This window comes from Geodermatophilus sp. URMC 61 (assembly GCF_052931555.1).
In genome coordinates this window covers 3,610,632-3,627,910 of sequence record NZ_JBRFHZ010000002.1, presented here as the reverse complement: position 1 = coordinate 3,627,910, position 17,279 = coordinate 3,610,632, and the positions used below count along the sequence as shown (strand labels likewise).

General features: G+C 73.2%; 13 protein-coding genes. All 13 read left to right on the top strand.

The window, feature by feature from the left end:
• Window position 1: 1 nt before the first annotated feature.
• The 13 genes from ACU610_RS16895 (at window position 2) to ACU610_RS16835 (ending at window position 17,271) form a co-directional block, all read left to right on the top strand.
• A complete protein-coding gene (locus ACU610_RS16895) occupies window positions 2-1,333 on the top strand; it encodes an NADH-quinone oxidoreductase subunit D (protein ID WP_446768851.1) in 1,332 nt (443 codons plus the stop codon).
• A 79-nt stretch (window positions 1,334-1,412) separates the two neighbouring features.
• On the top strand, window positions 1,413-2,456 hold the full coding sequence (gene nuoE / locus ACU610_RS16890; protein WP_446768850.1) for an NADH-quinone oxidoreductase subunit NuoE: 1,044 nt from the start codon (window positions 1,413-1,415) through the stop codon (window positions 2,454-2,456).
• Between the two features lies 1 nt (window position 2,457).
• Window positions 2,458-3,786 carry an NADH-quinone oxidoreductase subunit NuoF gene (gene nuoF / locus ACU610_RS16885; RefSeq protein ID WP_446768849.1) on the top strand — a complete coding sequence of 443 codons (1,329 nt, stop codon included), beginning with the start codon at window positions 2,458-2,460 and terminating at the stop codon, window positions 3,784-3,786.
• A gap of 73 nt (window positions 3,787-3,859) precedes the next feature.
• A complete protein-coding gene (locus tag ACU610_RS16880) occupies window positions 3,860-6,334 on the top strand; it encodes an NADH-quinone oxidoreductase subunit G (RefSeq protein ID WP_446768848.1) in 2,475 nt (824 codons plus the stop codon).
• Window positions 6,331-7,809 (top strand): NADH-quinone oxidoreductase subunit NuoH, encoded by a 1,479-nt coding sequence (nuoH, locus tag ACU610_RS16875; RefSeq protein WP_446768847.1) that lies wholly within the window; start codon window positions 6,331-6,333, stop codon window positions 7,807-7,809. The genes ACU610_RS16880 and nuoH overlap by 4 nt, the downstream gene beginning before the upstream one ends.
• The gene (nuoI, locus tag ACU610_RS16870) at window positions 7,802-8,509 is read left to right on the top strand and encodes an NADH-quinone oxidoreductase subunit NuoI (RefSeq protein ID WP_446768846.1); all 708 of its coding nucleotides are present in this window, start codon (window positions 7,802-7,804) and stop codon (window positions 8,507-8,509) included. The genes nuoH and nuoI overlap by 8 nt, the downstream gene beginning before the upstream one ends.
• Window positions 8,506-9,330, top strand: a complete 825-nt coding sequence (locus ACU610_RS16865) for an NADH-quinone oxidoreductase subunit J (RefSeq protein WP_446768845.1) — start codon at window positions 8,506-8,508, stop codon at window positions 9,328-9,330. Before nuoI ends, ACU610_RS16865 begins: the two co-directional genes overlap by 4 nt.
• Before the next feature lie 151 nt (window positions 9,331-9,481).
• The gene (gene nuoK / locus ACU610_RS16860) at window positions 9,482-9,781 is read left to right on the top strand and encodes an NADH-quinone oxidoreductase subunit NuoK (RefSeq protein WP_100500616.1); all 300 of its coding nucleotides are present in this window, start codon (window positions 9,482-9,484) and stop codon (window positions 9,779-9,781) included.
• A gap of 13 nt (window positions 9,782-9,794) precedes the next feature.
• Window positions 9,795-11,690 carry an NADH-quinone oxidoreductase subunit L gene (gene nuoL / locus ACU610_RS16855; RefSeq protein ID WP_446768844.1) on the top strand — a complete coding sequence of 632 codons (1,896 nt, stop codon included), beginning with the start codon at window positions 9,795-9,797 and terminating at the stop codon, window positions 11,688-11,690.
• Window positions 11,691-11,721: 31 nt separating this feature from the next.
• A complete protein-coding gene (locus ACU610_RS16850; RefSeq protein WP_446768843.1) occupies window positions 11,722-13,359 on the top strand; it encodes an NADH-quinone oxidoreductase subunit M in 1,638 nt (545 codons plus the stop codon).
• Window positions 13,359-14,906, top strand: coding sequence for an NADH-quinone oxidoreductase subunit NuoN (gene nuoN, locus ACU610_RS16845; protein WP_446768842.1), 1,548 nt, complete (start codon window positions 13,359-13,361; stop codon window positions 14,904-14,906). Before ACU610_RS16850 ends, nuoN begins: the two co-directional genes overlap by 1 nt.
• Window positions 14,906-15,964, top strand: a complete 1,059-nt coding sequence (locus ACU610_RS16840) for a polyprenyl synthetase family protein (RefSeq protein WP_446768841.1) — start codon at window positions 14,906-14,908, stop codon at window positions 15,962-15,964. Before nuoN ends, ACU610_RS16840 begins: the two co-directional genes overlap by 1 nt.
• Window positions 15,965-16,065: 101 nt before the next feature.
• Window positions 16,066-17,271 (top strand): PQQ-dependent sugar dehydrogenase, encoded by a 1,206-nt coding sequence (locus tag ACU610_RS16835; RefSeq protein WP_446768840.1) that lies wholly within the window; start codon window positions 16,066-16,068, stop codon window positions 17,269-17,271.
• Window positions 17,272-17,279: the final 8 nt, after the last annotated feature.

Sequence of the window (17,279 nt, the reverse complement as noted above, 5' to 3'; positions counted from 1 at the left end):
GATGAGCACCTCCTACAACCCCGCCGACCCCTACGCCGGCTCGCGGGAGACCACCGAGGGCCGGGTCTACACGGTCACCGGCGGTGACTGGGACCAGACGCTGGGCACCGAGGCGTACGGCGAGGAACGCCTCGTCGTGAACATGGGGCCGCAGCACCCGTCGACGCACGGGGTGCTCCGCCTGGTGCTCGACCTCGAGGGCGAGACGGTGACCAAGGCGCGGGTGGTCATCGGCTACCTGCACACCGGGATCGAGAAGAACACCGAGTACCGCAACTGGGTCCAGGGCACGACCTTCGTGACGCGGATGGACTACCTGTCCCCGCTGTTCAACGAGTCCGGCTACTCCATGGCGGTCGAGAAGCTGCTCGGCGTCGAGGCGCCCCCGCGCGCCCGGACCATCCGCGTCCTGGTCATGGAGCTCAACCGGATCGCCTCGCACCTGGTCGCGCTGGCCACCTTCGGCATGGAGATGGGCGCGCTCACCGGGATGACGAACGGCTTCCGCGAGCGCGAGATGGTCCTCGACCTGCTCGAGGAGATCACCGGCCTGCGGATGAACCACGCCTACGTCCGCCCCGGCGGGGTGGCGCAGGACCTCCCGCCCGGCGCCGTCGAGCACATCCGCGAGTTCCTCGAGGTCATGCCGGCCCGGGTGGCCGACTTCCACAAGCTGCTCACCGGCCAGCCCATCTGGCAGGCCCGGCTCAAGGACGCCGGCTACCTCGACGTCACCGGCTGCGTGGCGCTGGGCGTCACCGGGCCGGTGCTGCGCGCCGCCGGGCTGCCGTGGGACCTGCGCAAGGTCGAGCCCTACCTGGGCTACGAGACCTACGACTTCGAGGTGCCGACCGCCGACACCTGCGACGCCTGGGGGCGATACCTGGTGCGCATGGCGGAGATCAACGAGTCGCTGAAGATCGTCGAGCAGGCGCTGGACCGGCTGGAGCCGGGGCCGGTCATGGTCGAGGACAAGAAGATCGCCTGGCCCGCGCAGCTGTCGCTCGGGCCCGACGGCCTGGGCAACTCGCTCGAGCACGTGAAGCACATCATGGGCCAGTCGATGGAGGCCCTGATCCACCACTTCAAGCTGGTCACCGAGGGCTTCCGGGTGCCGGCCGGCCAGGTCTACGTGCCCGTCGAGTCCCCGCGCGGCGAGCTCGGCTACCACGTGGTCAGCGACGGCGGCACCAGACCGTGGCGCGTGCACGTGCGCGACCCCAGCTTCGTCAACCTGCAGGCGACGGCGGCGATGAGCGAGGGCGGCATGATCGCCGACGTCATCGCGGCCATCGCCTCCCTCGACCCGGTCATGGGAGGAGTCGACAGGTGAGTCAGCACCGCAGGGAGCGCCAGCGACCGAGGAGCGGAGCGAACCCGGAGCCCTCCCCGTGTGATCGGGGAGTGGACCGATGAGCGCACTCCCGGGATCGGCGGAGGGGACGGCGGTCACCGGGCTGGACTCCAGCCCGGTGGAGCCACCCGCCGCGGACCTGCCGCCGCTGACCGAGCAGGTGCGGCTCGAGGTGCGGGAGATCATCGCCCGCTACCCGCAGCCACGCTCGGCGCTGCTGCCGATGCTGCACCTGGTCCAGAGCCACCAGGGCTACGTCTCGCCCGAGGGCGTGGCGCTGTGCGCCGAGGAACTGGGCCTGACCAAGGCCGAGGTCGGCGCGGTCGCGACCTTCTACACGATGTACAAGCGCCGTCCCACCGGCCGGCACCTGGTGAGCGTCTGCACCAACACGCTGTGCAGCGTGCTGGGCGGGCAACGGATCTTCGACGCCCTGAGCGCCGACCTCGGCGTCCACCACGACGAGACCGCGGCCGACGGCTCGGTCACCCTCGAGCACGCGGAGTGCCTGGCCGCCTGCGACTACGCGCCGGTGGTCACCGTCGACTACGAGTTCTACGACCAGCAGGACGTCGAGAGCGCTCGCGCGCTGGTCGCCGCGCTGCGCCGTGGGGAGAAGCCGCACCCCACCCGTGGCGCTCCGCTGACCGACTTCCGGGGGGTCTCCCGCCAGCTCGCCGGTTTCGACCAGTACGGCGGCGAGGACGCCCGTGCGGCGGCGGTCGACGCCGAGGGCGCGATCGGCCCGACGCTGGCCGGGCTGCGGCTGGCCGCCGAGCGCGGCGAGTCCGCCCCGCCGATGCCTGGCCCGGAGGAGCCGGCAGCCGACACGGGCGAGCCGGCCGAGACGGTCGCGCCGTCCGGGCGCACCGGCGAGACCCCGGAGGCCGAGGCCGCCGACGCCCGCGTCGCGGCGGCCGACACCCCCGCGGAGCGGGCCGGCGCCGCGCAGGCCCACCCGGACCGGGGCGCCGAGTACGGCCAGCCGCGCGGGCGGCAGCGGGCCGGCACCGAGACCCCGCCCGCGGCCGAGCCGGCCACCGGCACGACTCCTCCCGTGTCGCCCCCCCATCCACCCGGCGCCACAGACGGGAAGGCCTGACATGCCCCTCGCACCCGTGCTGACCTCCCGCTGGGCCGAGCCGCAGTCCTGGCGGCTGGCCACCTACGAGCGGCTCGACGGCTACACCGCGCTGCGCACCGCGCTGTCCATGACCCCCGACGAGCTGGTCGGCCTGGTCAAGGACTCGGGGCTGCGCGGCCGCGGCGGCGCCGGCTTCCCCACCGGCATGAAGTGGAGCTTCATCCCCCAGCCCAAGCCGGGGGAGACGCCCACCGGGCCGGCCGCGATGCCCAAGTACCTCGTGGTCAACGCCGACGAGGGGGAGCCGGGTACCTGCAAGGACCTGCCGCTGATGATGGCCGACCCGCACTCCCTGGTGGAGGGCGTGGTCATCGCCTCCTACGCGATCCGCTCGCACCTGGCGGTCATCTACGTCCGCGGCGAGGCGGTGCACGCCCACCGGCGGCTGGTCAACGCCGTCCGCGAGGCCTACGAGGCCGGCTACCTGGGCCGCGACATCCTGGGCTCGGGCTACGACCTGGAGCTCGTCGTGCACGCGGGCGCCGGCGCCTACATCTGCGGCGAGGAGACCGCGCTGCTCGACTCGCTGGAGGGCTACCGCGGGCAGCCGCGCCTCAAGCCGCCGTTCCCCGCCGTCGCCGGCCTCTACGGCGCCCCGACGGTGATCAACAACGTCGAGACGCTGGCCAGCGTGCCGTTCGTCGTCCGCGGCGGCTCGGACTGGTTCAAGGAGTTCGGCCCGGAGAAGTCGCCCGGGCCGAAGATCTACTCGCTGTCGGGCCGCGTCGTCCGCCCCGGCCAGTACGAGGCCCCCATGGGGACGACGATGCGCGAGCTGCTGGAGATGGCCGGCGGCGTCCGCCCCGGGCACCAGCTCAAGTTCTGGACGCCGGGGGGTTCCTCGACGCCGTACTTCACCTCCGAGCACCTCGACGTCCCGCTGGACTTCGACTCGGTGGCCGCCGCGGGCTCGATGCTCGGCACCACCGCGCTCATGGTCTTCGACGAGACCGACTCGATCGTCGAGGCGACCCTGCGGTTCACCGAGTTCTACGCGCACGAGAGCTGCGGCAAGTGCACCCCGTGCCGCGAGGGGACGTACTGGCTGGTCCAGATCCTGCAGCGACTGGTCGACGGCCGGGGGACGGCGGCCGACCTGGACCTGCTCACCGACACCTGCGACAACATCCTCGGCCGCTCGTTCTGCGCGCTCGGGGACGGCGCGACCAGCTGCATCGCCAGCTCGCTGAAGTACTTCCGCGACGACTACGTCGCCCTGCTGCCCCCGGAGGAACAGGCCCGCCTGGGCCGCAGCCTCCGGCTCGAGCCCATCGGAGTCGCCTCGTGACCGGGATCGCGAGGTCACGCAGAGACACAGCACGCCTCGGCACTGGACCGACGAGCGCCGGCGAGGAGGACCAGTGACGCTCACCAACCCGACCCCTGCGCCCGCGGTCCCGCCCGGTGCGCCGGGCCCGCACACCCCGCCGGACGCCGTCCACTGCACCATCGACGGCTTCGACGTCGCCGTGCCCAAGGGGACGCTGATCATCCGGGCCGCCGAGATGATCGGCGTGCAGATCCCGCGGTTCTGCGACCACCCGCTGCTCGAGCCGGTCGGCGCCTGCCGCCAGTGCCTGGTCGAGGTGGAGGGTCAGCGCAAGCCGGTGGCCTCCTGCACCATGCCGGTGACCGAGGGGATGGTGGTGAAGACCCAGCTCACCAGCCCGGTCGCCGACAAGGCGCAGCAGGGCACGATGGAGCTGCTGCTGATCAACCACCCGCTGGACTGCCCGGTCTGCGACAAGGGCGGCGAGTGCCCGCTGCAGAACCAGGCGATGAGCAACGGCCGCACCGAGAGCCGGTTCGTCGACGTCAAGCGCACCTACCCCAAGCCGGTGCCCATCAGCAGCGAGGTGCTGCTCGACCGCGAGCGCTGCGTGCTCTGCGCGCGGTGCACCCGGTTCTCCCAGCAGGTCGCCGGGGACCCGTTCATCGAGCTGTTCGAGCGCGGCGCCCTGGAGCAGGTCGCCATCTACGAGGACGAGCCGTTCTCCTCCTACTTCTCGGGCAACACCACGCAGATCTGCCCGGTCGGCGCGCTGACCAGCGCCCAGTACCGGTTCCGCGCCCGGCCGTTCGACCTGCGCAGCGAGCCCAGCGTCTGCGAGCACTGCGCCTCGGGCTGCGCGCAGCGCACCGACTACCGCCGCGGCAAGGTCATGCGGCGGCTGGCGGGGGAGGACCCGGCGGTCAACGAGGAGTGGAACTGCGACAAGGGCCGCTGGGCCTTCCGCTACGCCACCGCCAACGACCGGCTCACCACCCCGCTGGTCCGGCGGGACGGCGTGCTGGAGCCGGCGTCCTGGCCGGAGGCGTGGGCAGCGGCGGCCGAGGGCCTGCGCGCCGCGCGCGACGCCGGCGGCGTGGGGGTGCTGCCCGGCGGCCGGCTGACCGTCGAGGACGCGTACGCCTACGCCAAGTTCGCCCGGGTGGCGCTGGGCACCAACGACGTCGACGCCCGCGCCCGCGCCCACTCGGCGGAGGAACTGGCGTTCCTCGTGGCGCACGTCGCGGGCACCGGCCCGTACGGCGGCACGACGGGGGCATCGGTCACCTACGACGACCTGGCCGGCGCCCCCGCGGTGCTGCTCGCCGGTCTGGAGCCGGAGGAGGAGTCGCCGATCCTCTTCCTGCGGCTGCGCCGGGCGGTGCGCAAGAACCGGCTGGCCGTCTACGACCTCGCCCCGTTCGCGACCACCGCCGCGGAGAAGCTGCAGGCCACCGTGCTGACCACCCGTCCCGGCACGGAGGCCCGCTCGCTGGCCGCCCTCGCCGAGGGCACCTGGGGCGGCCCGGCGGTCGAGGCGCTGCGGCAGCCCGGCGCGATCGTCCTCGCCGGCGAGCGCCTGGCCGAGTCCCCGGGCGCGTTCTCCGCCGTGGTCGCGCTCGCCCGCGCCACGGGCGCGCGGGTGGCCTGGGTGCCGCGGCGGGCCGGGGAGCGCGGCGCCGTCGAGGCCGGCGCGCTGCCGGCGCTGCTGCCCGGCGGTCGCCCGGTCACCGACCCCGGAGCCCGGGCGCAGGTGGCCGCCGCGTGGGGCGTCGCCGAGCTGCCGGCCACGCCCGGCCGCGACACGAACGGCATCCTCACCGCCGTCACCCACGGGCAGCTCACGGGTCTGCTCGTGGGCGGCGTCGACCCGGCCGACCTGCCGGACCCGCGGCTGGCCGAGGCGGCGCTGGCCGACGCCCGGTTCGTCGTGAGCCTGGAGATGCTGCCGAGCGCGGTCACCGAGCACGCCGACGTCGTCCTGCCGGTGGCCGCCGCCCCGGAGAAGGCCGGCGCCTACCTGGACTGGGAGGGCCGGCTGCGCCCGTTCGACGCCACGCTGCACGGCACCGGCCGGCTGCCCGACGGCCGCGTGCTGCAGGGGCTGGCCGACGAGATGGACGTGGACCTGGGGCTGCCCGCCCCCGAGGTCGCCCGCGCCGAGCTCGCCGCTCTGGGGGTCGTCGCCGAGCGCCCGCTGGTCACCGGCCTGGACGTCGTCCCGCCCGGCGACCCGGAGCTCGCCGAGGACCAGGCGGTGCTCGCCTCCTGGCGGCAGCTGTTGGACGTCGGGACGCTGCAGCGCGACGAGCCCGAGCTCGCCGGCACCGCCCGCCCACCGGTCGCCCGCCTGGGCAAGGACGCCGCCCGCCGGCTGGGCCTGGCCGACGGCGACCGGGTCACCGTCTGCGGCGCGATGGGGGAGGTCAGCCTGCCGGTGGTGGTCACCGAGATGCCCGACCAGGTGGTCTGGCTGCCGATGCGCTCACCGGGCAGCGAGCTGCGCACCCACCTGGGCACCCCGCTCGGCGGCGTCGTCCGCCTGATCGCCGGAGGTGCCGCATGAGCCCGCTCGCTGCCGCCGCCGACCAGCCGACCCTCGCGGACTTCGGCACCGACGTCTGGTGGATCGTCCTCATCAAGATCGTCGGCGTCTTCGTCGTCCTGGTGCTGCTGACGCTGTTCGCCATCGTCTTCGAGCGCAAGGTCGTCGCGCGGATGCAGCAGCGGATCGGCCCCAACCGGGTCGGCCCGCGCGGCTACCTGCAGAGCCTCGCTGACGGACTGAAGCTGGCGTTCAAGGAAGACATCATGCCGGCGCTCGCGGACAAGCCGGTCTACTTCCTGGCCCCGGTCATCGCCACCATCCCGGCGTTCCTGGCCTTCTCGGTGATTCCGCTGGGCCCGGTGGTCAGCATCTTCGGCCGGCAGACCCCGCTGCAGCTCACCGACGCCCCCATCGGCGTCCTCGTCGTGCTGGCCTGCTCGGCGATGGGCGTCTACGGCATCGTGCTGGCCGGCTGGGCGTCCGGCTCGACCTACCCGCTGCTGGGCGGGCTGCGCAGCGCCGCGCAGATGGTCAGCTACGAGATCGCGATGGGGCTGTCGATCGTCGCGGTGTTCCTCTACGCCGGCTCGATGTCGACCTCGGAGATCGTCGCCGCGCAGGCCGACGGCAACCCGGTCTCCTTCTTCGGCCTGACGTTCACCGGCCCGGGCTGGTTCGCCGTGCTGCTGCCGGTCTCCTTCGTCATCTACGTCATCGCCGTGGTCGGCGAGACCAACCGGGCGCCGTTCGACCTGCCCGAGGCCGAGAGCGAGCTGGTCGGCGGCTTCCACACCGAGTACTCGTCGCTGAAGTTCGCGCTGTTCTTCCTCGCCGAGTACATCAACATGGTCACCGTCTCGGCGCTGGCCGCGACGCTGTTCCTCGGCGGTTGGCGGGCGCCGTGGCCGATCTCGATCTGGGACGGCGCCAACTCCGGCTGGTGGCCGCTGCTGTGGTTCTTCCTCAAGGTCGTCGCCGCGCTGTTCGTCTTCATCTGGCTGCGCGGCACGCTGCCCCGGCTGCGCTACGACCAGTTCATGCGCTTCGGCTGGAAGGTGCTGGTCCCGACCGCGCTGGTCTGGATCCTCGCCGTCGCGACCATGCGCACCATCGCCCGCGAGGCCGACCTCTCCACCGGCCAGGTGGCGCTGTTCGTCGGCGTCCCGATGGCGCTGCTGGTCATCGCCGTGCTGCTCGTCGCCAGCCGGGCCAGCAACCGGGCCACCCGCATCGCGGCGACCAAGGCCGCGGCCGGCTCGATCCACCCGACCGAGGCCGAGCCGGAGGTGCTGCCCCCCGCCGGGCCGCGCCGCCGGCCGGCCGACCGCACCGCTCCCAGCCGCGCCGAGGGCGGCTTCCCGATCCCGCCGATGGACCTCGCCGTCCCGCCGTCGCCGCGGCTGCGCAGCCGCGAGACGGTCGCGCCCGACGGCGCCGTGGTGGGCACCGGACGGCGCAGCGGCGCCGGCACCCAGGAGGATGTCGATGACTGAGCCCCGCGACGTGGACCGCCGCTCGCCGGACCCCCACGAGCCCGGGCACGACATGGTGGCGCAGACCAAGCGCGAACTGGCCCACCGCGGCCGGGACGCCGGACCGGTCAAGCGGGCCAGCTGGCTGCCCGGGCCCGGGCAGGGCTTCGGGGTCACCTTCGCGCAGATCTTCCGCAAGGTGACCACCGAGGAGTACCCCGAGGTGCCCAAGGTGACCAAGCCGCGCTACCACGGGCGGCACGTGCTCAACCGGCACCCCGACGGCCTGGAGAAGTGCGTCGGCTGCGAGCTGTGCGCGTGGGCGTGCCCGGCCGACGCCATCTACGTCGAGGGCGGCGACAACACCGAGGACGAGCGCTACTCGCCGGGTGAGCGGTACGGCCGCGTCTACCAGATCAACTACCTGCGCTGCATCTTCTGCGGCCTGTGCATCGAGGCCTGCCCGACCCGCTCGCTGACGATGAGCAACGACTTCGAGCTGGCCGACGACAACCGGGCCGACCTGATCTACACCAAGGAGCAGCTCATGGCCCCGCTGCTGCCCGGCATGGAGGCCCCACCGCACCCCATGCGGCTGGGCCACGACGAGAAGGACTACTACGTCCGGGAGGCCGCCGGAGCGGCACCGCCGGCCGACCCCGCCGCCGGGGCTCGGGAGGACCAGCCGGTCCCGGCCGAGCACACGGGGGCCCGGTCGTGAACCCCGACGTCGTCATCGGCACCGGCGAGGCCGTCGTCTTCTGGGTGCTCGGCCCGATCGCGCTGATCGGCGCGCTGGGCATGGTGCTCTCGCGCAACGCCGTCCACTCGGCGCTGTGGCTGGTCAACACGATGCTGGCGCTGGGCGTCTTCTACGTCGTCCAGGAGGCGCCGTTCCTCGGCGCGGTGCAGATCATCGTCTACACCGGCGCGATCATGATCCTCTTCCTGTTCGTGCTCATGCTGGTCGGCCGCGACTCCTCGGACTCGGTCGTGGAGACGCTGCGCGGTCAGCGGGTGGCCGCGATCCTGCTCGGCCTCGGCTTCGCCGGGCTGGTCGGCGCCGGCGTCGCCCGGACCACCCAGGACCTCCCCGTCACCGGCCTGGCGGGCGTGCAGGGCGGGGAGACCAGCAACATCGAGGCGATCGCCGCGCTGCTCTTCACCCGCTACCTGCTGGCCTTCGAGGTGACCAGCGCGCTGCTGATCACCGCCGCCGTCGGCGCGATGGTGCTGGCCCACATCGAGCGTGACGCCAGCACCCGACGCTCCCAGAAGGAGCTGTCGCGGGCCCGCTTCCTCACCGACCGGCCGCAGACGCTGCCCGGACCCGGTGTCTTCGCCCGCGGCAACTCGGTCGCCGCACCCGCGCTGCTGCCCGACGGCCGGCTCGCCGAGGACAGCTTCGCCACCGGGATCGAGCCCCAGGAGGTCGAGCAGATGCCGCGTCCCACCGGCCGGGCCGAGCTCGGCACGCCCGACGCGGCGCTGGGCACCCTCGATCCCGCGCCCAGCGACATCCCGGGGGGGCGGGACAGGTGAGGGAGCTCGCGACCTCACCGAACGAGTCCAGCAGCGCCGCGAACGCGGTCGACGAGCGCCGGCGAGGAGGCCTCGTGAGCGAGCGTGCGAGCGGACCCGTGAGCAGAGCAGCCCGGCGCGCGATGACGACGGGCGCCGGCGAGGAGGAGTTGTGAGCCTCACGCACTACCTGGTGCTCGCCGCGATCCTGTTCACCATCGGCGCGGTCGGCGTCCTCGTGCGGCGCAACGCGATCGTCGTGTTCATGTGCGTCGAGCTGATGCTCAACTCGGTGAACCTGACGCTGGTCACCTTCGCCCGCGCCAACGGCACCGTCGACGGCCAGGTCATGGCGTTCTTCGTCATGGTCGTCGCGGCCGCCGAGGTCGTCGTCGGCCTCGCGATCATCATGTCGATCTACCGGACCCGCCGGTCGGCGTCGGTCGACGACGCCAACCTGCTCAAGTACTGACGGGAGCCGGCAGATGGAGACCGTGCCCGCCGACGGGCTGATCGCCGCGTCCTGGCTGCTCATCGCGCTGCCGCTGGCCGGCGCCGCCGTCCTGCTGCTCGGGGGACGGCGCACCGACCGGTGGGGCCACCTGCTGGGCAGCGGCACCGTGATCGCGGCCTTCGTGATCGGCCTGCTCTGCACGCTGCAGCTGGACGGCCGGCGGCTCGACGTCGACCTGTTCACCTTCGTGTCCACCGGGTCGCTGGACGTGCAGGCCGGACTGCTGTTCGACCCGCTGGCGGCGGTGTTCGTGCTGCTGATCACCGGCGTGGGCGCGCTGATCCACGTCTACTCGATCGGCTACATGGCGCACGACCCGCGCCGCCGACTGTTCTTCGCCCAGCTCAACCTCTTCGTCGCGGCGATGCTGCTGCTGGTCCTCGGCGACAACTTCGTGGCCCTCTACGTCGGCTGGGAGGGTGTGGGCCTGACGTCCTACCTGCTCATCGCCTTCTGGTACGAGCGCCCGGCGGCAGCGACCGCCGCGAAGAAGGCGTTCATCATGAACCGGGTCGGTGACGTCGGGCTGGCGCTGGCGATCTTCTTGATGTTCGCCCAGCTGGGCACCGTCTCCTACGACGGCGTCTTCGGTGCGGTCGGCACCCTGGCCGGGGGCACGGTGACCGCGATCGGCCTGCTGCTCCTGCTCGGCGCCTGCGGCAAGTCCGGCCAGTTCCCGCTGCAGGCGTGGCTGCCCGACGCCATGGAGGGTCCGACCCCGGTGTCGGCCCTGATCCACGCGGCCACCATGGTCACCGCCGGCGTCTACCTGATCGCCCGATGCGCGCCGATCTACGACGAGACGCCCACCGCGCGGGCCGTCGTCCTCGCGGTCGGGGCGATCACCCTGGTGATCGGGGCCATCGCCGGGTGCGCGCAGGACGACATCAAGAAGGTGCTGGCCTACTCCACGGTCAGCCAGATCGGCTACATGTTCCTGGCCGTCGGCCTCGGCCCGGTCGGCTACGTCGCGGGGCTGGCGCACCTGCTCACCCACGGCTTCTTCAAGGCCGGCCTGTTCCTCGGCGCCGGCTCGGTGATGCACGCGATGGACGACTCCGTCGACATGCGCCGCTACGGCGGGCTCGCGTCGCGGATGAAGGTCACCTTCGTGACGTTCGGCCTGGGCTACCTTGCGCTGATCGGCTTCCCGTTCCTGTCCGGCTTCTACACCAAGGACGCGATCATCGAGGCCGCGTTCGACCGCGGCGACGGCTGGGGCTACCTCCTCGGCGCGGTCGCGATCCTCGCCGCCGGGCTCACCGCCTTCTACATGACCCGGCTGATGCTCATGACCTTCGCCGGCCGGCCCCGGTGGCAGCCCGGCGTCCACCCGCACGAGTCGCCGACGGTGATGACCGCGCCGATGGTGCTGCTCGCGGTCGGCTCGGTGCTCGCCGGCTTCCTGCTGGTCGTCGCCTTCCCGCTGGAGTCGTGGCTGACACCGGTGTTCGGCGAGCCCGAGGAGGCCGAGCACGTCGTCGCACCGCTCCTGGTCAGCGTGCTGGTCACCGTCGTCATGGCGCTCGGCGTGCTCACCGCCTGGCTGTTCGTCGGCCGCCGCGAGGTGCCGGTGACCGCGCCGGTGCGGGTGTCGCCGGTGACCCGCGCGGCCCGCCGCGCCCTGTACGCCGACGCGGTGAACGAGTCGCTGTTCATGCGACCCGGGCAGTGGCTGACCCGGGCGCTGGTGTTCTTCGACAACCGCGGCGTGGACGGCGCGGTCAACGGCCTGGCCGCGACGCTGGGTGGCTCGTCGTCGCGGCTGGGCCGCACCCAGACCGGCTTCGTCCGCTCCTACGCGCTGTCGATGCTCGGCGGCGCGGTGGTCGTCGCGGGCGCACTGCTGGCGGTGACGGCGGGATGAGCAGGTACCGGACCTCTGGAGGGCCCACGCTGTGAGTGACTTCCCGTACCTGCTCGCCATGATCGCCGTCCCGGCGGTCGGGGCCGCCGCCGTCGCCGCCCTGCCGAAGGGGCGCGAGGGGACCGCTCGGCAGCTCACGCTGGGCGTCAGCCTGGTCGTGCTGCTGCTCGCCGTGCTGGCGACGATCGCGTTCGACGCCGGCGGGGAGCGGTTCCAGCTGACGACGTCGGTCTCCTGGATCCCCGACTTCGGCGTCGACTTCGCCCTCGGTGTCGACGGCATCGCGCTGGTGATGCTGCTGCTCATCGGCGTGCTGGTGCCGGTGGTCGTGGTCGCCTCGTGGCGGGACGAGCCGACCGGACGGCGCTCGATGCGGGCCTTCTGGGCCTGGCTGCTGCTGCTCGAGTCGATGATGGTCGGCGTCTTCGCCGCGACCGACGTCTTCCTCTTCTACGTCTTCTTCGAGGCGATGCTCGTCCCGATGTACTTCCTGATCGGCAGCTTCGGCGGGCCGCGACGGCAGTACGCGGCGGTCAAGTTCTTCCTCTACAGCCTGGTCGGCGGGCTGGTCATGCTGGCCGCCGTCATCGGGCTGTACGTGGTCAGCGCCAACGAGCTGGGCGAGGGGACCTTCGCCTTCGACGCGCTGCGGCAGATCGAGATCGACCCGGGCGTGCAGAAGCTGCTGTTCCTCGGGTTCTTCGTGGCCTTCGCGATCAAGGCGCCGCTGGTGCCGTTCCACACCTGGCTGCCCGACTCCGGTGCCGAGGCGCCGATCGGCGGGGCGGTGCTGCTGGTCGGCGTCCTGGACAAGGTCGGCACCTTCGGGTTCATCCGCTACTGCCTGCCGCTGTTCCCCGACGCCTCGCGTGATCTCGCGCCGTACGTCCTGGTGCTGGCCGTGGCGGGCATCCTCTACGCCGCGCTGCTGGCGATGGGGCAGAGCGACATGAAGCGCCTGGTGTCCTACACCTCGATCGCGCACTTCGGCTTCATCGCGCTGGGGGTCTTCGCCTTTACCACCGAGGCGACCACCGGCGCGGTGCTCTACATGGTCAACCACGGCATCGCGACCGGCCTGCTGTTCCTCGTCGTCGGCATGCTCATCGCCCGCGGCGGCTCCCGGCTGGTCGGGGACTACGGCGGCGTGGCCGCCCAGGCACCCCTCCTGGCCGGCGTCTTCCTCGTCGCGGGGCTGGCCTCGCTCGCGCTGCCGGGCACCAACAGCTTCGTCAGCGAGTTCCTCGTGCTCATCGGCTCCTTCCCGACCCGGCCGGTGTTCACCGTGCTGGCCACGGTCGGCATCGTGCTGGCCGCGCTGTACGTGCTGCTGCTCTACCAACGCACCATGCACGGCCCGCCGCGCGGCGTGCTGCTCGAGCCGGCGCCGGAGACCCCCGCGCCCGCCACCCGGGGAGGCGGCGGGGCCACCGCGGCCACCGCCACCCTGGAGGCCCCGGCGGCCGCGCCGGCCCGGCTGCGGGTGCGCGACCTCTCCCGGCGGGAGCTGGCCGTCGCCGCACCGATGGTGGCGATCGTCATCGCGCTGGGGTTCTACCCGCAGCCGCTGATCGACCTGATCGAGCCGGCGGCCGCCGCCACCATGAGTGACGTCGGGGCCGACCCGGCCGGCGTCTCGCCCGAGGCTCCCGTCGAGGGGACGGACTGATGATCGAGGCCCCGGACCTCTCCCTGGCCGCGCTGGCGCCCCTGCTGTTCGTCTTCGGCGCCGCGTGCGTCGGCGTCCTCGTCGAGGCCTTCGCGCCGCGGGACGTGCGCCACCCGGTGCAGGTCGCCGTCGCCCTGGTCGGCACCCTCGGCGGGCTGGTGACCAGCCTGCTGCTGGCGGGGGAGCGGCAGGTCACCGCGGGTGGCGCGCTGGCCGTCGACGGCGCCGCGGTCTTCCTGCAGGCCACCATCGCCGGGCTCGGGGCACTGTCGCTGCTGCTGTTCGCCGAGCGCTCGCTGGACCCGGCCCGCTCGGCGTTCGTCGCCGCCGCCGCGGTCCCGGCGGGCAGCCCGCGCGACCGCGAGCTGATGACCGCGCCGCTGGTGCAGACCGAGGTCTACCCGCTGACCACCTTCGCCATCGGCGGCATGATGCTGTTCGTCGCGGCCAACGACCTGCTCGTCATGTTCGTGGCGCTCGAGGTGCTCAGCCTGCCGCTGTACCTCATCAGCGGGCTGGCCCGGCGCCGGCGCCTGCTGTCGCAGGAGGCGGCGGTCAAGTACTTCCTGCTGGGCGCCTTCGCCTCCGCCTTCTTCCTCTACGGCCTGGCGCTGGTCTACGGCGCCACCGGCAGCATCCGGCTGTCGGCCATCCGCGAGGCGTCCGCCTCCGAGGCCGGGAGCGGCGTCCTGCTGGTGCTCGGCCTGGCCCTGCTGGTGGTCGGGCTGATGTTCAAGGCCAGCGTTGCGCCGTTCCACGCCTGGACGCCGGACGTCTACCAGGGCGCCCCGACGCCGGTCACCGCGTTCATGGCCGCCTGCACCAAGGTCGCGGCCTTCGGGGCGATCCTGCGGCTGCTCTACGTCGCCTTCGGCACCAACGAGTGGACGTGGCGGCCGCTGGTCTACGGCATCGCGATCGTCTCGATGGTGGTCGGTGCCGTCCTGGGCCTCACCCAGACCGACCTGAAGCGCATGCTCGCCTACTCCTCCATCGCGCACGCCGGCTTCCTGCTCACCGGCGTCCTCGGGTACGGCAGCGGCGGCGACGGCACCGGCTCGGGGCTCGGCGCGACGATGTTCTACCTGCTGGCCTACGGGCTGACCACGATCGGCGCCTTCGCGGTGCTCACGCTGGTGCGTGACGGCGAGGGCGAGGCCACGCACCTGTCCAGGTGGGCCGGCCTGGCCCGCCGCTCGCCGCTCACCGCGGCCGTCATGGCGCTGTTCCTCCTGGCGCTGGCGGGCATCCCGCTCACCAGCGGCTTCACGGGCAAGTTCGCCGTCTTCCGGGCCGCGATCGACGACGGCGCGTGGCCGCTGGTGGTCGTGGCCCTGCTGGCCAGCGCCGTGGCGGCCTTCTTCTACCTGCGGGTCATCGTGCTCATGTACTTCTCGGAGCCGGCTGTCGACGGCCCGACGGTCGGTGTCCCCGGCCTGCCGACGACGCTGGTGCTCGCCGTGACGGTCACCGCGACGGTGGTGCTCGGGGTCGTCCCCGGGGCGGTGCTCGATGTGGCGGAGCGGGCGGCTATCTTCGTCGGTTGATGACCGGAGCCAGCGCCGCCGTCGGCGGGGAGACCACGACCGACTCCTGGCAGCGGATCTCGACCCCCGCCTCGACGATCGGCCCGTGGCTGCCCGAGGGCGCCCTCGGCGCCCGGCTCGCCGAGGGCCTGGGCCGGGTCGAGGAGGCGCTGCGGACCGCCGTCGGCAGCGAGCACGCGTTCGTCCGGGAGGCGGCCGGGCACCTCGTCGCCGCCGGCGGCAAGCGGTTCCGCCCGCTGCTCGCACTGCTCGCCGCCGAGCTCGGGAACCCGCACGCCACGGGTGTCACCGAGGCGGCGGTGGTCTGCGAGCTCACCCACCTGGCCACGCTCTACCACGACGACGTGATGGACGAGGCCGCGGTGCGTCGTGGGGCGCCCAGCGCCAACAGCCGGTGGTCGAACAGCATCGCGATCCTCACCGGCGACCTCCTCTTCGCCCGCGCCTCCGACCTGCTCGCCGACCTCGGCCCCGAGGCGGTGCGCATCCAGGCGCGGACCTTCGAGCGGCTGGTCACCGGGCAGATCCGGGAGACCGTCGGGGCCCAGCCCGGCGACGACCCCGTCGCCCACTACCTGGAGGTGCTGGCCGACAAGACCGGCTCCCTGGTGGCCACGTCGGCGCGCTTCGGCGCCTCCTTCGCGGGGGTGGACGCCGAGCTGGTCGCCGCGCTGACCGCCTTCGGCGAGGAGGTCGGCGTCGCGTTCCAGCTCTCCGACGACCTGCTCGACATCGTCAGCCAGGACGGCGCGTCCGGGAAGTCACCCGGCACGGACCTGCGGGAGGGCATCGCCACGCTGCCCGCCCTCTTCGCCCTCGCCGGCGACGACCCGGCCGAGCGGCGGCTGCGCGAGCTGGTCTCCGGGCCGATCACCGACGACGCCGAGCACGCCGAGGCGCTGGAGCTGCTGCGCTCGTCGGCGGCCCTGCAGCGGGCCACCGAGGTGCTGCGCGAGTACGCCGACCGGGCGCAGGCGCGGCTGTCCGGCGTCCCCGAGGGGCCGGTCCGCGAGGCCCTCTCGGCGTTGTGCGACTACGTGGTCACCCGCACCAGCTGAGAGAGGATCCCGTGCCCCCCACCGCGCGCAGGCTCGCCGGCCCCGTCCTGGGTCCCGCCCTGAGCCTGCGGAGGGTGGGGAGGGCGGGGTCCCTCTGCTGCATGGGGGCCGTCCTGCTGCTCTCCGCGTGCTCCGCGACGGCCGACGAGGAGCCCGGAGCCGCGGCAGCCGCCGAGGAGAGCACGCCGACCGCGACGACGTCCCCGCCGGCGCCGGCGATGTCCGCGCCGGCGACGCCGGAGCCGGCCCCCGCCCTCGACGTGGCCGTCGTCGCCGAGGGGCTGGACCACCCCTGGGACGTCGCCCAGGCCTCCGACGGCACCCTGCTGCTCGACGAGCGCGCCGGTGGCCTGACCGCGGTGCTGCCCGACGGGACGGTGCGCGAGCTGGCGGCCGACTTCGACGACCTGTTCGCCACCGGGGAGACCGGGCTGATGGGCCTGGTCCTCGACCCGGCGTTCGAGGGGAACCGGCGTTTCTACACCTGTCAGGGCATCGAGGAGGGCGGCGGCGCGGAGATCCAGGTGACCGCCTGGACCGTCGATCCGGGCTGGACGACGGCGACTCGCGTCGCCGACCCGTTGCTCGGCGACATCCCCGTCAACGAGCGCATCGGCCGCCACGGTGGCTGCCAACTGCGGTTGGACCCCACCGGGGCGCTGCTCGTGAGCACCGGCGACACCGCGGACCCCGACACCCCCCAGGACCTGGGGAGCCTGGCCGGCAAGGTGTTGCGCATCGACCCGGCCACCGGTGAGCCGGCTGCGGACAACCCGTTCGTCGGGCAGCCGGGAGCCGAGCCCCGGGTGTGGACGTACGGGCACCGGAACGTGCAGGGGCTGGCGGTGCGCCCCGGCTCCGGTCAGGTCTACGCCGCCGAGCACGGCCCCGACCGGGACGACGAGGTGACCCTGCTGCGGCCGGGCGGCAACGGCGGCTTCGCACCCCAGGGTCCCGGCTACGGCGAGTACGTGCCGATGACCGACCCCGCGCTGCCCGACGTCATGCCGCCCAGCTGGGCCTCGGGGGACTCGCGACTCGCCCCCTCCGGCGCGACGTTCGTCCAGGGTGCGCAGTGGCAGGCGTACGAGGGGCTGCTGCTGGCCGGCCTCCTCAGGGGGCAGGGCGTGCTCGCCCTCCGGCTGGCCGACGACGGCACCCTGCTGGAGCAGTTCCGGGTGCCCGAGCTGGAGGGCACGTACGGCCGCATCCGCACGGTGCAGCAGGGTGGGGACGGCGCCCTCTACGTCACGACCGACAACGGCGACGGAGAGGACCAGTTGCTGCGGGTCACGCCACGCGTCTGAGCCGGTGT

Bases quoted from the DNA above. Each gene is read 5' to 3' on its own strand.
- ACU610_RS16895 (WP_446768851.1), top strand. From the start codon at position 2: ATGAGCACCTCCTACAACCCCGCCGACCCCTACGCCGGCTCGCGGGAG.
- nuoE (WP_446768850.1), top strand. From the start codon at position 1,413: ATGAGCGCACTCCCGGGATCGGCGGAGGGGACGGCGGTCACCGGGCTG.
- nuoF (WP_446768849.1), top strand. From the start codon at position 2,458: ATGCCCCTCGCACCCGTGCTGACCTCCCGCTGGGCCGAGCCGCAGTCC.
- nuoH (WP_446768847.1), top strand. From the start codon at position 6,331: ATGAGCCCGCTCGCTGCCGCCGCCGACCAGCCGACCCTCGCGGACTTC.
- nuoI (WP_446768846.1), top strand. From the start codon at position 7,802: ATGACTGAGCCCCGCGACGTGGACCGCCGCTCGCCGGACCCCCACGAG.
- nuoL (WP_446768844.1), top strand. From the start codon at position 9,795: ATGGAGACCGTGCCCGCCGACGGGCTGATCGCCGCGTCCTGGCTGCTC.
- nuoN (WP_446768842.1), top strand. From the start codon at position 13,359: ATGATCGAGGCCCCGGACCTCTCCCTGGCCGCGCTGGCGCCCCTGCTG.
- ACU610_RS16840 (WP_446768841.1), top strand. From the start codon at position 14,906: ATGACCGGAGCCAGCGCCGCCGTCGGCGGGGAGACCACGACCGACTCC.
- ACU610_RS16835 (WP_446768840.1), top strand. From the start codon at position 16,066: ATGGGGGCCGTCCTGCTGCTCTCCGCGTGCTCCGCGACGGCCGACGAG.